The sequence below is a fragment of the Brevundimonas sp. ALps5 genome, assembly GCF_058681645.1.
This window is the reverse complement of the sequence record NZ_CM178744.1, coordinates 3,632,079-3,649,020: the sequence shown is the minus strand read 5'-3', so window position 1 is coordinate 3,649,020 and position 16,942 is coordinate 3,632,079. Positions and strand designations below refer to the sequence as shown.

Below are 16,942 nucleotides of genomic sequence, written 5' to 3'. Positions count from 1 at the left end.
GAGCGGCCTAGAACTCCTCCCAGCCGTCCGCGAGGGCCGCGCCGCCGCTGCGGGCGAAGGCGACGACGCGTTGCTGGGCCTCAGCGACCGGAGGCCGCGCCGGGGCCGGGCGAGCGGTCGCCGGGCGAGCCGGCTGGGCGGTGCGATATTGGGCGGGGTGATGTTGGGCGGGGCGGCCCCGGGCGCCGGTCTCGAACCGGGCCACGAGTTCGGCCAGATGATTGGCCTCGGTCTTCAGACTGGTGGCGGCGGCGGTGGCCTGTTCGACCATGGCGGCGTTCTGCTGAGTGACCTGATCCATCTGGTTGACGGCGGTGTTGACCTGGCTGAGGCCGATCGCCTGCTCCTGCGAGGAGGCGGCGATTTCCGAGATCAGGGTGTCGATCTCGGCGACGCTTTCGACGATGTGGTCCAGGGCCGCCCCGGTCTCACCGACCAGGCGCACGCCTTGGGAGACCTGGGCGCTGGAGGCCGAAATCAGGACCTTGATTTCCTTGGCCGCCTCGGCCGAGCGTTGGGCGAGAGCGCGGACCTCGGAGGCCACGACGGCGAAGCCGCGACCGGCGTCCCCTGCCCGCGCCGCCTCGACCCCGGCGTTGAGCGCCAGCAGATTGGTCTGGAAGGCGATCTCGTCGATGACGCCGATGATCTGGTTGATCTGGGCCGAGCTCTGTTCGATCTGGCTCATGGCCGCGACGGCGTCGCGCATCACGTCGCCCGAGCGGGTGGCGTCCGAGCGGGCTTCGCCGGCGGAGGTCGCGGCCTGTTTGGCGCCCTCGGCGCTGCGTCTGACCGTGGCGGTGATCTCGTCGAGGGCGGCGGCGGTCTCTTCCAGGGAGGCGGCCTGCTGTTCGGTGCGGCGCGACAGGTCGTCGGAGGCGCTCGCGATCTCGTCGGAGCCGGTGCGAAGCCCGGCGGTGGCCTCGGTGATGCCGTTCATCGCCTGACGCAGGCTGTCGACGGCGGCGTTGAAGTCGGTCTTGAGTTGCAGATAGCGGCCCTCGAAGGCGGCCTGGATGCTGGTCGTCAGATCGCCCCCCGCCAGGGCCTTCAGCCCATTGGCCAGGGCGGTGACCACGCCCGACTGCTCGGCCTCGGCGGCGTCGCGCGCGGCGATCTGGCGCGCCGCCTCAAGTTCCTGCGCCGTGACGTCGGTGGCGAACTTGATGACCTTGATCGGCTTGCCGTGCTCATCCAGCACCGGGTTGTAGGAGGCCTGGATCCAGACCTGGCGTCCGTTCTTGCCGACCCGCAGGAATTTGCGGGCGATGAACTCGCCCCGGTTCAGCTCGGCCCAGAAGGCGCGGTACTCGACCGTCTCGGCCTCGCCCGCCGGCAGGAACATGCTGTGGTGACGTCCCACCACCTCCTCAGCCGAATAACCGAGAGCGCCGAGGAAGTTGGCGTTGGCCTGAAGAATGGTTCCGTCGAGCCGAAACTCGATCACCGCCTGGGACCGGTCCATGGCATTGGCCAGGGCCTGGAGTTCGCGCACCTGGCGCAGGGCGGCATCCTTGGCTCGATCAGGGAAAAACATGTGTAAATCTCGACGACTAGGGAGATGCCCATGGGGCCGGAAACTCCCTAACGAGATGCTAAATCTCGCCCAAAGGCGGGCGGAAGTTACAGAATTTTGCAATTGGATCGCATTATGCAACCCCGGATATAACGAGGTTCAACCAACAGCAACAAAGCTTGACCATAAAGACCGCCGCGCGTCTCGAGCGAGCGGTTTGGCGGGTGGCGAATGGAGCGCGAAACGCCCGGCGCCGGCGTGATTCTTAAATGTCTGTAATCCGTGCAGAACGCCTGAGTTTCAGCCAAGCTTCGCCGTAATTGCGCCTTTTGACGGCAACAACGTTTGCGTGTTCACCCACCACACGGAGTTGTCTGATGATCGCCGCCGCCCTCGTCGCCTTCGCCCTCTCCGCCGGCCAGCAAGCCGCGCCCAATCCGACGCCTGCCCCAACCCCTGTCCCCGCGCCGGCTCCGGCGTCAGCCCCGACGGCCGCCCCGCCCGTCGACACGGTCGAGCCCGAGCAGATCTGCCGGCGTCAGCCGATCGAAGGCTCGCGGCGCATGGAGCGCGTCTGTCACACCCGGGCGGAATGGGATGCGATCCGCGAGAACGCCCGCAACAACCGCGACGCCGTCAGCCGCAACCAGCGCGATGGCGGCTGAAACCCGGGCCGGATCATAGGGCCTGCCGCCCGCGGCCGCGTCGCCGAGCAAGAAGTCGCGGACCATGAAAATGCGACGGCGATATTGGTCCCCGGCGCGGCAGGGACTATATGGGGTTTGTCCGGGTTCGCCCGGACTATGGCGATAAACGCGCTTGTAATAAGCGGACCGGACCCGGGTGCGATTCCCGGCGGCTCCACCAATCGCTCCCGGTTATCGGCGGGAGATGCGGGGCCGACTAGCATCGACGGACGTGTAAAGAAGACTGCTTTCGCCCGTCCTGGCCCACCGTATCGGGCCATTTTCTAACTGCGAACGATAACTTCGCTGGAGAAGTCCGCCTCGCCGCGTAATGCGGTTCGGTTGATTTCGAACACTTAAGTCCTGAGGGTTCAGATCCTCAGGCGGGGCCTGCCGGGAGCCTGCCAACAGAATCCCGGCGCTTTCCTTCAAGGCGCCTGCGAACAGAAACCCGGCGCTTAACCTGTTTCCCGTCTTTCGCCCGCCGACCTGCGCGGTTATCAGACACGTCACAGACGCTGAGGATCAGATGGCGGAAGACACCCCCCCGGTCGACGAGATGCACTATGAGGCGTTGGCCCAGGACGCGCTGCGTGGCGTGATCCGGTCCGCGCTCGAACGCGCCGCCAGCCCGAGCGGCATCCCCGGCGAGCATCACTTCTACATCACCTTCAAGACGCGCGGGCGCGGCGTCAGCGTGCCTCCCGACGTCCTGGCCAAATATCCGGACGAGATGACCATCGTCCTGCAGCACCAGTACTGGGACCTGGCGGTCGAGCACGACCTGTTCTCGGTGATGCTGAAGTTCGGCGGCATGCCCAAGGTGCTGACCGTGCCCTATAACGCCGTCACCCGCTTCTATGACCCGAGCGTGCAGTTCCTGCTCCAGTTCGAGGCGCCGGAGACGGTGCCGGAGCCGGTCGTGGCCCTGACGCCCGAACCGACGCGGCCGGCGGCCGTGCCCTCCGAGGACGGCGAGGACGCGGGCCCCAAGGTCGTGTCCCTGGACCAGTTCCGCAAAAAATAGTCCGTGAACCCCGCCGGCGGGGCTTTCCAGACGCGATAACGCCGATACTCTGAGCCTGTTCGAGCCTTCCTGGGGAGCGGGTTTTTGAGCGTGCGGCGAATCCTGACGGTGCTTTTGAGCCTGGCGCTGCTGACCCACGCCCTGCCCTGCGCCGCCCAGACCAGTCCAGTGGCCACGAGCCAGCCGCCGAGCCGCTTCGCCGGCTGGGCCTCGGTGATCGTCGCCGGGGACTGGCGCGGGCACGGCGAGCCGATCCAGGCCTTTGACAATGCACGGCGCGATCTGGTCGCCGGCTTCCTGAAGGCCGGGTTCAGCCGGGCCGACATGTATGACGCGACCCTGAGGCCCGATGTCGCCCATCCGACCACCGCGCGCGAGGCCCTGGAGGCGATCGGGGCGACGACGGCGCGAGCGACGAAGGGCTGTCTGATCTACTTCACCTCCCACGGGGCGCCCGAGGGGATGGTGTTCGGGCCGGACCGGGAGATCAACCCGACCATGATGGCCCAGCTGATCCGCAACTGGTGCCCGGACCGGCCGACGGTGCTGGTGGTCTCGGCCTGTTATTCCGGCATCTTCGTCGACGGACTGGCGGCGCCGAACAGGATGATCATCACAGCTGCCCGGCGCGACCGGACATCCTTCGGCTGCGGCGCCGATGCGACCTATCCCTATTTCGACGGCTGCGTGATCGAGAGCCTGCCGACGGCCTCGGACTTCATCGCCCTGGCCAATTCGGCCCGGGCCTGCGTCAAGCGGCGCGAGGAGGCCGAGGACCTGACGCCGGGCTCCGAGCCCCAGGTCTCGATCGGCTCGACCCTGCAGTTCCTGATGCCGACACTGAGGTTCACGCCCCAGGCGCCGCCGGGAGGGGCGGCGGCGACGGTAGCGGCCGCCGCATCCGCCCGACCGGCGGGGTGAACCCCACCGGGTCTATCCACGATTTAACTTGTGGTTTTCGGCGTTCACCGCAAACACGCCCCTACATTGTGTGGGGCGTTTGTATGATTCTGAAATCGATGGCGTCGGCCTTGGCGCTCGCAGGCCTGTGCGCGGCTTCCGCCCAGGCGCAGACCGTCGCGCCGGTCACCTTCGCCGAGCGTCTGGCGCAGGCGGGGTCGCCGCTGACCGTCCGGCCGGAAGGCTTCTCGGGCCCGGGGGCCACGATCCTGTCGGACGCCATCGGCGCCAGCCGCTACGTGCTCATCGGCGAGAGCCATTTTTCGCGCGAGATCCCCGTCTTCACCACCAACGTCTGCCGATTGATGGCGCCGGGCGGCCTGACGGCCATGGCCATCGAGACCGGGCCGGAAGCCGCCGCCGCGGTCGATGCGCGGCTGAGAGCACCGGACCGGGAAGAGCAGATGGCTGACTTCGTAACCGCCCATCCCGACGTGATGGCCTTCTACAGCAGCCGCGACGAGAACCAGATGGCGGCCGATTGCGCTGCTGCGGCCGGGCCGGACTTCCAGCTGTGGGGACTGGATCAGGAGTTCCTGGGCGTCAGCGGCTATATGTTCGAACAGATGCTGGCGGCCGGTCCGGGACCGCTGGCACGCGCGCAGATCGAAGCCCTGGCCGAACAGGAGCGGACGGCGGTACAGGCCGCGCTGACCTCCGGTTCGCCGTTCGATCTGTTCCTGCTCAAGGCTGACGACGCCACGCTGGATCAGGCCGGCGCGGCCATCGATCAGGACGGCGGCGACCGGGTGAAGGCGCTGTTCGCCGCCCTGCGCGAAACCCGCGCCATCTATCAGGCGTCGCGGTCCCGCACCGGCGATCCGAACGGGCGCCGGGTGCGGCTGATGAAGCGGACGCTGGAGGCTCATCTGGCCGAGGCGCCGCAGGCGCGCCTTCTGATGAAGTTCGGCGCCAACCATATGTACAAGGGCTACAACCCGCTCACCCAGCGCGACCTGGGCAACTACATCGCGGAACACGCCGACGGAGCGGGCGTGCAATCCATCAACATGATCGTCGTCGGCGCCAGGGGCTCTGAGGGCGGATACAACGGGGTCGGTCGGCCAGCTCGGGTGCACGCGTTCGACGCGACGACGGCCGAGGACAGCGACTGGCGCAAGGATGTGACGCTGGCCCGGCCGTCGGACATGGCGTCGGGCGACTGGTTCCTGGTGGATCTGCGCGCATTGCGCAGCGCCGATCTGGAAGCCCTGACGCCGGAATGGCGTGAGCTCATTCGCGGCTATGACCTCGCCATCGTGGCGCCGGAACTGTCCGCGTCCTCGCTGCTGGGGATGCGTATCGCCCCCTAACCCTTGCGGGGGAAGCTCCGGATCGTGATCCGTTCGCGGTCGCCCTCGCGGCGTTCGACCAGCAGGCGGGCGACCTGACTGTCGTCGTGGAACAGATAGCCCTTGATGGCGTCGAGCAGGGCCTTGGCCAGATTGTCGAGGTCCATCCAGGGCGGATCGCCGACATGCTCCATGATGATCTCGACGACATAGTCGCCCCAGGACGGCCGCGACGGCCATTCCTTGCGCATAAACTCATAGACCAGGGGCTTGTAGTATTTCGCCTGGGTGGTCAGGCCGTCGATGGTGATCTCGACGACGTCGCCGGTCTCGCGCGCCCGGACCTTGCCGGTCCCGATCCAGCCGTCGTTGAGCATCAGTGACGACACACGGCCGGCGCCGCACCGATCATCTCGACCGAGCCGATCTTCACCGGCGGCTTAAGCTGTTCAGCCTCGGCGGGCGAGGCCTGGATGGCGCGGGCGATGTCGAGGCCCGAGGTGACGCGGCCGAAGGCGGCGAAGCCCTGACCGTCGGGGTTGCGGCCGCCGCCGAAGTCGAGCGCGGGTGTGTCCTGGGTCACGATGAAGAAGCTGCTGGTCGCGCTGTCCGGCCCGCCGCGCGCCATGGAGAGGGTCCCGGCGAGGTGGCTGAGGCCCGTGTCGCGGGTGCGTTCCAGCACGATGGGGCCGAAGCCGGGGTCGTCGCTGCCACCGGTGGTCTCGGCCTGGATGACGTCGATGGGATGGGGGTTGGCGTTGGTCTGGCTGACGACGGTGCGGAAGAAGCGGGCGTCGCGATACCGGCCCGCCTCGACATAGCGCAGGAAGTTGCAGGTGGTGGTCGGGGCATGGGCGGCGTCCAGCGTCACGGCGATGTCGCCCCGGTCGGTGTGGATGATGACGCGCGCTTCAGCCGCCGGGGCCGCCTCGGGCGCGGTTTGGGCCAGAAGCCCGGCCAGAATGATCGCCGTCAGCATGAGGAATCGCTCCGTCCTTGCCCCCTCGCCCACCCGTGCTACACCCCCCGGCATCTTCCCGCCCAATCTTTTCGCCACGCCTGAGAGCCCTGTCCGCGCATGACCAGCTTCCGCACAGAAACCGACACCTTCGGCCCCATCGAGGTCGATAATTCGAAGTACTGGGGCGCCCAGGCGCAGCGGTCGCTGGGCAACTTCAAGATCGGCTGGGAGAAGCAACCCCTGCCCGTCGTGCGCGCCCTGGGCATCGTCAAGCGCGCCGCCGCCGAAACCAATATGGCGCTGGGCAAGCTGGACCCGAAACTGGCCGACGCCATCATCGGCGCCGCCAATGAAGTCATCGAGGGCAAGCTGAACGACCACTTCCCGCTGGTGGTCTGGCAGACCGGGTCGGGCACCCAGTCGAACATGAACGCCAATGAGGTGATCTCGAACCGCGCCATCGAGATGCTGGGCGGGGAGATGGGCTCCAAGAAGCCGGTCCACCCCAACGACCACGTCAATATGAGCCAGTCGTCCAACGACACCTATCCCACGGCCATGCACGTCGCCTGCGCCGAACAGGTGGTCAAGGAACTGCTGCCGGCCCTGAAGCACCTGCACGCGGCCCTGAAGGCCAAGTCGGACGCCTGGGCCCACATCATCAAGATCGGCCGGACCCACACCCAGGACGCCACGCCCCTGACCCTCGGTCAGGAGTTCGGTGGCTATGCGCAGCAGGTCGAGAACGGCATCAAGCGCATCGAACAGACCCTGCCGGCCCTGATGGAGCTGGCCCAGGGCGGCACCGCGGTCGGCACCGGCCTGAACGCCCCCATCGGTTTCGCCGAGAAGGTCGCGGCCCAGATCGCCGCCATCACCGGCCTGCCCTTCACGACCGCCCCGAACAAGTTCGAGGCCCTGGCCGCCCATGACGCCATGGTCTTCTCGCACGGCGCCATCAACACGGTGGCCGCGTCGCTGTTCAAGATCGCCAACGACATCCGCTTCCTGGGCTCCGGCCCGCGTTCGGGTCTGGGCGAACTGGCCTTGCCGGAGAACGAGCCGGGCTCCTCGATCATGCCGGGCAAGGTCAACCCAACCCAGTGCGAGGCCCTGACCCAGGTCTGCGTGCAGATCTTCGGCAACAACGCCGCCCTGACCTTCGCCGGTTCGCAAGGCCATTTCGAGCTGAACGTCTACAACCCGGTCATGGCCTACAACTTCCTTCAGTCGGTGCGCCTGATGGCCGATGCGGCGATCAGCTTCACCGACAACTGCGTGGTCGGCATCGAGGCGCGCGAGGACAACATCGCCCGCGGCCTGAACAACTCCCTGATGCTGGTCACCGCCCTGAACGGCAAGCTCGGCTATGACATCTGCGCCAAGATCGCCAAGACCGCGCACAAGAACGGCACTACCCTTCGTCAGGAAGCCGTCGGCGGCGGCTATCTGACCGACGCCGAGTTCGACGAGGCCGTGCGCCCCGAGAAGATGATCTCGCCGGGCTGAGACCTTGGGCGAGGTTTCGGATCTCGACTTCAACCGGGATGGGGCGCGGCTGTTCGGCGGCGTCCTGACCCGGACCGAAGCGACAGCGCTGGCCGAACGGCTCGAGCCGCAGATCATCGGGCGACCGGGGACGCGGCTGCGGGTCGATCCGGAGCTGGCTGCCCTTCTGGCGGCAGAGGGCCCGGTCGGCCGGGTCGCGGCGCGCCTGATCGGACCGGACGCCAGACCGGTGCGGGCTGTGCTTTTCGACAAGAGCCCAAACGCCAACTGGATCGTCGCCTGGCATCAGGACCGGACCATTCCTGTGCGCGAACGCCATGAGACGCCCGGCTTCAGCCCATGGTCGACGAAGGATGGCGTGCCGCACGTCGCGCCGCCGGTCTCGGTTCTGAAGGGCATGGCGACCCTGAGGCTGCATCTCGATCCGGTCGACGCCGGGAACGCCCCGCTGGTCGTCGCTCTCGGGTCGCATCGCCTCGGCCTCGTGCCGGCGAACGAGGCCGCGGAGCGAGCAGCGGACGGCCCCAACCTCGTCTGCGAAGCCGCGCCCGGCGACGTCTGGGCCTATTCGACGCCGATCCTGCATATGTCGGCCCGATCCGTCGGTGACCGACGGCGGCGGGTGCTGCAGCTAGACTATGCGGCCACGCCCTTGCCGGGTCTTCTGGAATGGCGCGGGATCGGGGCGTGACGGCGGTCTTCTCAAGCACGGCAGCCAGAGCGCTCGCACGCGGGGCTCTTTCGCAGTAGACTATCGGCATGGCCGAGCCCGTGCTGAAGAAGATCGAGATCGAACCGGAGCTGCTGGAGCAGGCCGCTCGACTCGGCATCGACGTCACCTGCGTGGATGAGCGGACGCTGCGGCTGTATCTGCAGAAGGTCGATCCCGCGGGCGCCGAGGCCCGGGCGAAGCGCTGGGCCGAAGAGAACGCAGAGGCTATCGAAGCGCACAGAAAGCGTGTTGAGCGCGATGGTGTCTTCGGCGAAGACTTCCGCACCTGGTGACGCGTCAGTTCTCCGTTTTCGAGAACCCCTCGCCGCGCTCCCGTGTCGCCGCGCCTTTCGTCGTCGTGATGCAGTCGCACTTCCTTGAGTCCATGCACACCGCGCTTGTGGCGCCGCTGATCCGTGAGCCGAAGAGCGGGGACTTCACGCGGGTCTCCGTCGCGGTGAGACTTGGAGATGAGGTGCTGCACCTGTCGCTGGCGGAGATGGCGCCCATACGTCAGTCACAACTCAAGCACAGCGTCGGAGACATCCGGGGTCACGAAGACGACATCCGCCGCGCACTCGACCGGCTGTTCACCGGCTTCTGAGATGACCGCCCTCACCCGCCCCTACTGGATTGAGGCCCTGTTCGAACGGCGGGAGGGCTGGGACGAGGCCGCCTATCCGTTCAACCTGCCGGCGGTGCGGTCGCTGCACAGTCTGGAGTTCCACCCGAACGTCACCTTCCTGGTCGGGGAGAACGGCTCGGGCAAGTCGACCCTGATCGAGGCCCTGGCTGTGGCCTGGGGGTTCAACGCCGAGGGCGGGACGAAGAACTTCAGCTTCTCGACGCACGAGGCCCATTCGCCGCTGCATCGGTTTGTCCGGCCGGTACGATCGGCCATCCGCGCGCGGGACGGCTTCTTCCTGCGGGCGGAGAGCTATTTCAACGTGGCGTCCGAGATCGAGCGGCTGGATGCGGAGCCGGCGCCGGCTCCGCCGGTCATCAACAGCTATGGCGGCAAATCCCTGCACCAACAGTCGCATGGCGAGAGCTTCTTCGCCCTGTTCGAGAACCGGTTCGGCGGAGATGGACTCTATATCCTCGATGAACCCGAGGCCGCCCTGTCGCCGACGCGGCAGCTGTCGTTCCTGGCCAAGATGCACGAATTGGTGCTGGCGCGGTCGCAGCTGATCATCGCCACCCATTCGCCGATCCTGCTGGGCTATCCCAACGCCTGGATCTATCAGACCTCGCAGTTCGGTCTGGACCGGGTCGAGTATGAGGACACCGACCACTATCAGGTCACCCGGAACTTCCTGAACCGCCGGGAGACCATGCTGGAGGTCCTGCTGAAGGACGACTGAGCCGCCCTACTTGTCGCGGATGGTGCGGCCGACGGGGGCGAGGGCCAGTTTGGCCAGTTCAAGGTCCTTGAGCGCGAACGGGATGCCGATGATCGAGACGAACTCGGCGACCGCGATGATCAGGTGCGACAGGGCGATGTACCAGCCGGCGAAGACGAACCAGATGATGTTCAGCGGCAGGCCGAGGCAGCCGCCACCGACCTGAAGTTCGTCCTGCCAGACGACCTCGCGGCCGAAGGGCCAGAAGGAATAGCTGGCGATGCGCCAGGCCGCGAAGGTCCAGGGCAGGCCGACGATGGTCAGGGCCAGGACGGCCCCGCCCAGCAGCCAGAGCAGGCCGGAAACCCAGCCGCCGAAGATGAACCAGAGGATGTTGAGGATCAGTCGGATCATGATGATCCAATGCTGAAGCTGTGCGTTGCAGCAAGCAAGGGCCTGACCGCGTTTGTGTCGTGAATTCGCGGTAAGCTCGGCGTCTGAAAACCGCCTCTGGAAGGGCAATGTCGATGATCCGCAGGACCGTTCTGGCCCTTACGCTGTTGAGCGCCCTGATGCTGGCCGGGTGCGGGACCCTGGCCAGGCCCGAGGGGCCACTGAGGATCGCGCCGGAAGCCCTGATCCCGGTGGCGGATCCGCGCATCCGCTCAAGCGACACGGCGAAGCTCCAGGCCCTCGCCGATCTGATCCAGAACCGGCTAAGCACCGAGGGCGGGCATGAAAGCATCCTGGCCCTGTCGGGCGGCGGGGCGAACGGGGCCTACGGCGCCGGGGTCGTGGTGGGCTGGACCCAGCGCGGTGACCGGCCGACGTTCAGCGTGGTCACCGGGGTCAGCACCGGCGCCCTGGCCGCCCCCTTCGCCTTCCTCGGACCCGAGTGGGACGACGAACTGCGCGAAGCCTATGTCGGCGGCGGTACAAACGGCCTGCTCAGCGCCCGCACCTTCTCGGCCCTGCTGGGGCCCAGCCTGTTCAGCTCCCGCGTGTTGCGCGATCTGGTCGACAAGAACGTGACGCCGGAGCTGCTGCGCGCCATCGCCGCCGAACACGCCAAGGGGCGCCGGCTGCTGGTCGCCACGACCGATCTGGACACCGAGGAGACGGTCATCTGGGACATGGGGGTGCTGGCGACCCAGGGCGACGAGAACGCCCTGCAGCTGTTCCGCGACGTGCTCGTGGCCTCCGCCAGCATTCCGGGCATCTTCCCGCCGGTGCTGATCGCCGGGATGACACCTCAGGGTCAGGTGGTGCAGGACATGCACGTCGATGGCGGGGTCAATACGCCCTTCCTGGCCATCCCCGAGGACCTGCTGCTGTGGACCAACCCCTCGCAGCACCGGGCCAACAGCGCGCTGTATGTGATCATCAACGGCCAGGTGGGGCGCAACACCGGCGTCACCCCGGGGCGGATCGACGGCATCCTGAGCCGGACGTTCGAAAGCATGAGCAAGTCGTCGCTGCGGCTGTCGCTGGCGGCGACGGCGGCCTTCGGAGCCCGCAACGGGATGTCGGTGACCATGTCGTCGATCCCGGACAACATCACCGTCTCCAGCCTGAAGTTCGACACCGCCTCGATGCAGGCCCTGTTCGAACTGGGTCGCAGCCGGGCGGTCAGCGGCGAGGCCTGGGCCTCGGTCAACCAGACGGGACGGCCCGAGCCCCTGGTCGCGCCCCAGACCCTGAGGGAGGACGAGATCCCCGAGGTGCTGGCGACGCCGCCGACGCCGGCCGCGCCCCCGGGAACGCCTGCGCCCGCATCTGAGCCGGGCACGCCAAAGCCCTGACGCGCATAGCAAAAGGCCCCGCCGAATGACGGGGCCTTTCGTTTACCGGCGGACCTGAGCCTAGTGCGGCTTCTCGGTCCAGCGCGCCTTGGCGTCGTCCTTGGTCACGTTCAGATGAACGTGCTCGTCGATATGATCGACCCAGCTGACCGGGATCATATGGTGTTTGAAGCCGCCGGCGAGGTCGAGCTTGGCCAGTTCGATCTGGTCGCCCGAGACGTGGTCGACACGACCGACGTGACCGCCGTCCGAGCCGACGACTTCGAGGTGTTCCTTGATGAGGGCGAGGTCTACCATGGGGTTTCTCCGTGCGAGATTAGGTTCGCCGTATCAACGCGACGGGGCCGGACGGGTTTCGCGGAATGACGCCCTATCCCGTTGATTATTAAAGCTTCACCGGAGGAACCTTTGGCCGAGATCATCAATCTGAACCGGGCGCGCAAGGCGAAGGCGAAGGATGCGGCCAGGGCGACGGCGGCGGCGAACCGGGCGGCGCACGGACGCACCAAGGGCGAGCGTCAGGCGGCCGAGACGGAACGGTCCAAGGCCTCGCGGCTTCTGGATGGGGCGAAACGCGAGACGCCCGAGGAGAGCTGACATGGGCGGATACGCCGCCGACCCCCGCACCCGTCTGGGCCTGATCTCCCTGCTGGCCGTGCGCCGCATCAAGGCGGAGAAGATGCGTCGTCTGAAGGCCGCCGCGGCGAAGACGCCCAACGAGGTCGAGGCGGCGAAGGTGGCGGAGAAGAAGACGAAGCGCTCGGGCTGGTTTCGCTAGGAAGCCTTCGGCGCCCGGGCCAGCAGGACCTGACCGGCGACGACGAGGCCGACGCCCACAAGCGCCGTCCAGCCGAAGCGAGCGCCTTCGAACACCACGGACACCGTCAGGGCGATCGGCGGCGTCAGGGCGCCGATATAGCTGGCCAGCGTATAGCCCCGGCTGCGGGCGACGCTGAAATAGATCACGAAGGCGATCACCGAGCCGAACACCGACAGATAGAGCAGCGAGCCGAGATAGGCGGGCGTCAGGGCGATGGAGAAATGCACGCCCGTGATCAGGCCGAAGACGGCGACCAAAGCCGCGCCATAGCCCATGGCCCAGGCGGTGGCGGGAATGACCTGGGACCCCGCCTGCTGGCCGCGCCAGGCGAACCAGTTGGCGATGGTGGAGACGGCGGCGGCGGCGACGGCGAGCGACACGCCGATCCCGGCCTGCGGGCCGAGACGCGCGCCCAGCAGCTCTCCGCCCGACAGGACAGCGACGCCCAGGGCGCCCAGCGCGGCGCCGATCCAGACGGCGCGGTGGGCCGTCTGCTTCTGGACCACCCGGAACAGGATCAGGTTCATCAGGGCCATGGAGGCGAAGGCCACGGCGACGATGCCCGAGGTGATCATCCCCTCGGCCGTGTAGACGAAGGTGTAGCTGAGGGCGAAAGCGAAGGTCCCCTGCCCGGCCGCCGCCAGATGCTGGACCCGGGTCAGGCGGATCGAGCGGCCGGTCGCCAGACAGACGCCGAACAGGATCAGCGACGCCAGACCGAAGCGCCAGACGATGGAGGCGATCGGATCGACCCGGCCCAGCTGGAAGGTGATGGCGAACCAGGTCGTGCCCCAGATCAGGGCGCACACCGCCACGCCCAGCACCGCGAGGGCGCCGGCGGAAGGCTTGCGCCAGATCGGACGAGGCAGTTCGGAAGAGGTCAGGACACGGCTCGGGGAGATGGACCCGTCAGATGGACGGACGCGCGGGGGCCCGCAACCGGATTATAAACGCCGAACCACAAACAGGCCTTATGACGCGAAGGCGAGGGCCAGCTTGTCCGCCAGTTCGCCCTGTTTGAACGGCTTGTGGACGATGCGCTCATCGGAGGCGGCGGCCAGGGCCTCGGCGTCGGCGTAGCCCGTGGCGAACAGGATCGGCAGGGCCGGCCGGCGCCCCTGCATCTCGCGCGCGACGTCGGCGCCGTTCATGCCGGGCATGGCGAAATCGAGGATGACGGCCTGGATGTCCGAACGCTTGTCGAACAGCTCCAGCGCGGCGCCGCCGCTGCCCGCCTCGACGACGATGTAGCCGAGATCGGAGATGATCCCGGCCGTGACCTCGCGAACCGCCTCGTCGTCGTCGACGATCAGGACGACGATATTGTCGGCCGGCGCCATCCGGGACGTCGGGATGACGTTGGCGTCCGGGCTGGGAACCGCATGGGCGCGCGGCAGGTAAACGTTGATCGTCGTCCCCTCGCCGACCACCGTATCGATGGTGACCCCGCCCCCCGACTGTTTGGCCAGACCGAAGACCTGACTGAGGCCGAGGCCGGAGCCCTTGCCGACGGGCTTGGTGGTGAAGAAGGGCTCGAAGGCCCGCGCAAGGACGGCTTCCGTCATGCCCGAGCCGTTGTCCGCGACCGAGACCCGCACGTGCTCGCCGGCCGGCGGCTGTTCCGGGCGCTGGGGCGCCGGCATGACGACATTGGCGGTGCCGACCTTCAGCGTGCCGCCGACGTCCATGGCGTCACGGGCGTTGATCGCGAGATTGAGGATGACCAGCTCGATCTGGGTCGGATCGATCATGGCGGTCCACAGGCCGTCGGCCAGCTCGGGCTCGAGAATGTGGACGCTGCCTCCGATGGTGCTCTGAAGCAGGTCGCGCATGCTGCGGACCGTCTCGTTCAGATCGACCGCGCGGGGCTCCAGCTTCTGGCGGCGCGAGAAGGCCAGCATCTGGGCGGTCAGGGCGGCGCCGCGGCGCGAGGCCTCGCCCATCATCGACAGGCGGCGGGTGACGGAGGGATCGTCGATGCGCTTCTGCAACTGCTCGACATTGCCGAGGATGACCGTGAGCAGGTTGTTGAAGTCGTGCGCCACGCCGGAGGTCAGCTGGCCGACGGCCTCCAGCCGCTGGGCCTGGCGCAGTGCGGTCTCGATCTTTTCGCGTTCGGCGATCTGGGCGGCGAGCTGGCGGTTGGCGGCCTCGAGTTCGGCGGTGCGTTCGGCGACGCGGCGCTCGAGCAGGGCCTCGCCGCGGCGGATCTCCTCGATGCGCTCGCGCGCCTCATACTGACGGCTGCGGCCACGCAGGGCGGTGCGGACGGCGCTGACGAGGGTCGTGGGATGGAAGGGCCGTTCGAGGAAACCGACGTTGCCGAGGGCCGAGGACAGGCGTTGGGCGACGGGATTGCGCTCCACGCTGCCGCCCCTCTGGGTCAGGATCAGGAAGGGGAAATCCGACCAGGACGGCTGGCCCGAAATCCAGCCGGACAGGCCGGCCAGATCGGCGGACCGCAGCACGTCGTCGACGATGACGGCGAGCCCCGCCCCCTCCTCCATACGCTCGACCAGATCGTCGAGATCACGGCACAGCAGGGCGGAAAAACCGGCTTCCCTCAGAATGGTCGCCGCGATGGCGCCGTCCCGTCCCGCCGGAGCCAGGACGAGAGCACGTTCGGACAGGGCGCCGCCACCGCTCATGAGCCACACCTCATGCGGCGGGTTCGCCCATGAGGCCCGCGCCGGGACCGACGAAGTTGGGCACCCCACGCAACACGCCCTGGAAGCCGTCCAGAGGTTCGCCGAGCGTCAGGCCCGTACTTCCGATGTTGAACTCGCGGATGGTGTTCTCGTGCGCGCCGGAGCGCTTCTTGATCACCGAGACCGCGCGACGGACCGTGCCGATGGCCTCGAAGTAACGCAGAAGAACGACCGTGTCGGCGAGGTAGGTGACGTCGATCGGCGCCTTCATCTCGCCGACCAGCCCGTGCTGGGCCACGGTCAGGAAGGTCGAGGCGCCCTGACGGTTGAGGTACTGAAGCAGTTCGTGGATGTGCAGGACGAGGAACTGCTCCTGCGGCATGGCGGCCTGGTAGCCGTTGAGGCTGTCGATCACCACGGTCTGGATATGCTGTTCGGACACGCAGTTGCGGACCCGCGAGGCGAACTCGCCGGGGGACAGCTCGGCCGCATCAACCTGCTCGATGATCAGCGCCCCCTCCTCTTCCATGGAGCGGAGGTCGATACCGATGGCGGCCATCCGGTCATAGAGGAGACCCAGTTCCTCATCGAAGATGAACAGGGCCGCCTTCTCGCCGCGCGCCACCGCGGCGACGGCGAAGTTGATGGCGAACAGCGACTTGCCGGTGCCGGCGGGGCCGAGGATCAGGGCGCTGGAGCCCCGTTCAATGCCCCCGCCCAGCAGGGCGTCCAGCTCGCCGACGCCGCTGGACACCGGGGTCCGGGCGAAGCCGGTGTGGTGTTCGGAGGCGACGATGCGCGGATAGACCTCCAGCCCGCCCGTCTTGATGGTGAAGTCGTGGAAGCCGCCGCGGAAGCGCCGGCCGCGATACTTGATCACCCGCAGCCGGCGGCGTTCGGCTCCGTATTCGGGCGCCAGCTCCTGCAGCTGGATCACCCCGTGGGCGACGCTGTGGACGGTCTTGTCATTGATGTCGGTGGTCAGGTCGTCGAGCAGCAGGACCGTGGCGCCGTGCTTGGCGAAATAGTGTTTGAGCGCCAGGACCTGGCGGCGATAGCGCAGCGAACTCTGGGCCAGCAGCCGGATTTCCGACAGGCTGTCGATGACGACGCGCCTCGGCTTGTGGGTCTCCACCGCCTCGAAGATCATGCGGGTGGTCTCGCCGAGCTCAAGGTCCGACGAATAGAGCAGGCTCTGCTGCTGCTGTTCGTCGAGCAGGCTCTCGGGCGGAACCAGTTCGAAGATGTCCACGCCGTCCAGCGTCCATTCGTGCGACAGGGCGGTGCCGCGAAGCTCGTCCTCGGTTTCCGAAAGCGTGATGTAGAGGCCGGCCTCGCCCAGCCGCGCCCCCTCCAGCAGGAACTTCATCGCCGCCGTGGTCTTGCCGGTGCCTGGAGCCCCTTCCAGCAGATAGACCCGCTCCCGCTCGAGCCCTCCGACGAGGATGTTATCCAGCCCCTCGATGCCGAAGCCGGCCTCCTTCACGATCGTCCCAGTCGTCATGCGTAGAATCGTCCTGTCTGGCAGCTGAGCCGTAACGCCCGGGCCGGAACTTGGTTACACGGATCAGGGAAAATCGAAAGAACGCCAGCGTACACAAGGACTTGCTTACCGCCCCAACGACGGCGGCGTACGCATCGCGGGATATTGCAGCCCTCACCGACG

General features: G+C 67.4%; 20 protein-coding genes and 1 other RNA gene. 13 read left to right on the top strand and 8 right to left on the bottom strand.

What is annotated here, in order from left to right:
* Nucleotides 1-7: 7 nt before the first annotated feature.
* Nucleotides 8-1,537, bottom strand: coding sequence for a methyl-accepting chemotaxis protein (locus ACW172_RS17415; RefSeq protein ID WP_492032686.1), 1,530 nt, complete (start codon nt 1,535-1,537; stop codon nt 8-10).
* Nucleotides 1,538-1,893: 356 nt separating this feature from the next.
* Between ACW172_RS17415 and ACW172_RS17410 the strand changes: the two genes are divergently transcribed.
* The 5 genes from ACW172_RS17410 (at nt 1,894) to ACW172_RS17390 (ending at nt 5,502) form a co-directional block, all read left to right on the top strand.
* Nucleotides 1,894-2,181, top strand: a complete 288-nt coding sequence (locus ACW172_RS17410; RefSeq protein ID WP_492032685.1) for a hypothetical protein — start codon at nt 1,894-1,896, stop codon at nt 2,179-2,181.
* A gap of 80 nt (nt 2,182-2,261) precedes the next feature.
* Nucleotides 2,262-2,625, top strand: a transfer-messenger RNA (tmRNA) gene (gene ssrA / locus ACW172_RS17405).
* Nucleotides 2,626-2,731: 106 nt separating this feature from the next.
* A complete protein-coding gene (locus ACW172_RS17400) occupies nt 2,732-3,229 on the top strand; it encodes an SspB family protein (protein WP_492032684.1) in 498 nt (165 codons plus the stop codon).
* Between the two features lie 90 nt (nt 3,230-3,319).
* On the top strand, nt 3,320-4,150 hold the full coding sequence (locus tag ACW172_RS17395) for a C13 family peptidase (RefSeq protein ID WP_492035010.1): 831 nt from the start codon (nt 3,320-3,322) through the stop codon (nt 4,148-4,150).
* 83 nt (nt 4,151-4,233) lie between these two features.
* Nucleotides 4,234-5,502, top strand: a complete 1,269-nt coding sequence (locus ACW172_RS17390) for a hypothetical protein (RefSeq protein ID WP_492032683.1) — start codon at nt 4,234-4,236, stop codon at nt 5,500-5,502.
* On the opposite strand, the gene ACW172_RS17385 is transcribed toward ACW172_RS17390, so the two are convergent.
* Both ACW172_RS17385 and ACW172_RS17380 read right to left on the bottom strand, forming a co-directional pair.
* Complete coding sequence (locus ACW172_RS17385) at nt 5,499-5,858, bottom strand: RusA family crossover junction endodeoxyribonuclease (protein WP_492035009.1); 360 nt, start codon at nt 5,856-5,858, stop codon at nt 5,499-5,501. The two genes, ACW172_RS17390 and ACW172_RS17385, sit on opposite strands and share 4 nt — an antisense overlap.
* Nucleotides 5,858-6,460 (bottom strand): peptidylprolyl isomerase, encoded by a 603-nt coding sequence (locus tag ACW172_RS17380; protein WP_492032682.1) that lies wholly within the window; start codon nt 6,458-6,460, stop codon nt 5,858-5,860. Before ACW172_RS17380 ends, ACW172_RS17385 begins: the two co-directional genes overlap by 1 nt.
* Before the next feature lie 99 nt (nt 6,461-6,559).
* Here ACW172_RS17380 and fumC point away from each other — a divergent pair, with 99 nt between their 5' ends.
* From fumC to ACW172_RS17355, 5 genes are all read left to right on the top strand, one after another.
* Nucleotides 6,560-7,951 (top strand): class II fumarate hydratase, encoded by a 1,392-nt coding sequence (gene fumC / locus ACW172_RS17375; RefSeq protein WP_492032681.1) that lies wholly within the window; start codon nt 6,560-6,562, stop codon nt 7,949-7,951.
* A gap of 4 nt (nt 7,952-7,955) precedes the next feature.
* On the top strand, nt 7,956-8,642 hold the full coding sequence (locus ACW172_RS17370) for a phytanoyl-CoA dioxygenase family protein (RefSeq protein ID WP_492032680.1): 687 nt from the start codon (nt 7,956-7,958) through the stop codon (nt 8,640-8,642).
* 68 nt (nt 8,643-8,710) lie between these two features.
* Nucleotides 8,711-8,956 carry a type II toxin-antitoxin system CcdA family antitoxin gene (locus ACW172_RS17365; RefSeq protein WP_492032679.1) on the top strand — a complete coding sequence of 82 codons (246 nt, stop codon included), beginning with the start codon at nt 8,711-8,713 and terminating at the stop codon, nt 8,954-8,956.
* The gene (locus ACW172_RS17360; protein WP_492032678.1) at nt 8,953-9,267 is read left to right on the top strand and encodes a CcdB family protein; all 315 of its coding nucleotides are present in this window, start codon (nt 8,953-8,955) and stop codon (nt 9,265-9,267) included. Before ACW172_RS17365 ends, ACW172_RS17360 begins: the two co-directional genes overlap by 4 nt.
* A gap of 1 nt (nt 9,268) precedes the next feature.
* A complete protein-coding gene (locus tag ACW172_RS17355; RefSeq protein ID WP_492032677.1) occupies nt 9,269-10,027 on the top strand; it encodes an AAA family ATPase in 759 nt (252 codons plus the stop codon).
* Nucleotides 10,028-10,033: 6 nt separating this feature from the next.
* Here ACW172_RS17355 and ACW172_RS17350 read toward each other — a convergent pair whose 3' ends face one another.
* On the bottom strand, nt 10,034-10,420 hold the full coding sequence (locus ACW172_RS17350; protein ID WP_492032676.1) for a YccF domain-containing protein: 387 nt from the start codon (nt 10,418-10,420) through the stop codon (nt 10,034-10,036).
* A 113-nt stretch (nt 10,421-10,533) separates the two neighbouring features.
* On the opposite strand from ACW172_RS17350, the gene ACW172_RS17345 reads away from it, so the two are divergent.
* The gene (locus tag ACW172_RS17345) at nt 10,534-11,808 is read left to right on the top strand and encodes a patatin-like phospholipase family protein (RefSeq protein WP_492032675.1); all 1,275 of its coding nucleotides are present in this window, start codon (nt 10,534-10,536) and stop codon (nt 11,806-11,808) included.
* A gap of 60 nt (nt 11,809-11,868) precedes the next feature.
* Here the strand turns inward: ACW172_RS17345 and ACW172_RS17340 are convergent, their stop codons facing one another.
* Nucleotides 11,869-12,105, bottom strand: a complete 237-nt coding sequence (locus ACW172_RS17340; RefSeq protein ID WP_492032674.1) for a DUF2171 domain-containing protein — start codon at nt 12,103-12,105, stop codon at nt 11,869-11,871.
* Between the two features lie 111 nt (nt 12,106-12,216).
* Between ACW172_RS17340 and ACW172_RS17335 the strand changes: the two genes are divergently transcribed.
* Together ACW172_RS17335 and ACW172_RS17330 are read left to right on the top strand one after the other, a co-directional pair.
* Entirely contained in the window at nt 12,217-12,405 is a 189-nt protein-coding gene (locus ACW172_RS17335) for a DUF4169 family protein (RefSeq protein ID WP_492032673.1), read from the top strand.
* A gap of 1 nt (nt 12,406) precedes the next feature.
* Nucleotides 12,407-12,586 (top strand): hypothetical protein, encoded by a 180-nt coding sequence (locus tag ACW172_RS17330; RefSeq protein ID WP_492032672.1) that lies wholly within the window; start codon nt 12,407-12,409, stop codon nt 12,584-12,586.
* Here ACW172_RS17330 and ACW172_RS17325 read toward each other — a convergent pair.
* From ACW172_RS17325 to ACW172_RS17315, 3 genes are all read right to left on the bottom strand, one after another.
* Complete coding sequence (locus ACW172_RS17325; RefSeq protein ID WP_492032671.1) at nt 12,583-13,452, bottom strand: DMT family transporter; 870 nt, start codon at nt 13,450-13,452, stop codon at nt 12,583-12,585. The genes ACW172_RS17330 and ACW172_RS17325 overlap by 4 nt on opposite strands.
* Nucleotides 13,453-13,599: 147 nt before the next feature.
* A complete protein-coding gene (locus ACW172_RS17320) occupies nt 13,600-15,276 on the bottom strand; it encodes a response regulator (protein ID WP_492032670.1) in 1,677 nt (558 codons plus the stop codon).
* Nucleotides 15,277-15,286: 10 nt separating this feature from the next.
* On the bottom strand, nt 15,287-16,780 hold the full coding sequence (locus tag ACW172_RS17315) for an ATPase domain-containing protein (protein WP_492032669.1): 1,494 nt from the start codon (nt 16,778-16,780) through the stop codon (nt 15,287-15,289).
* Nucleotides 16,781-16,942: the final 162 nt, after the last annotated feature.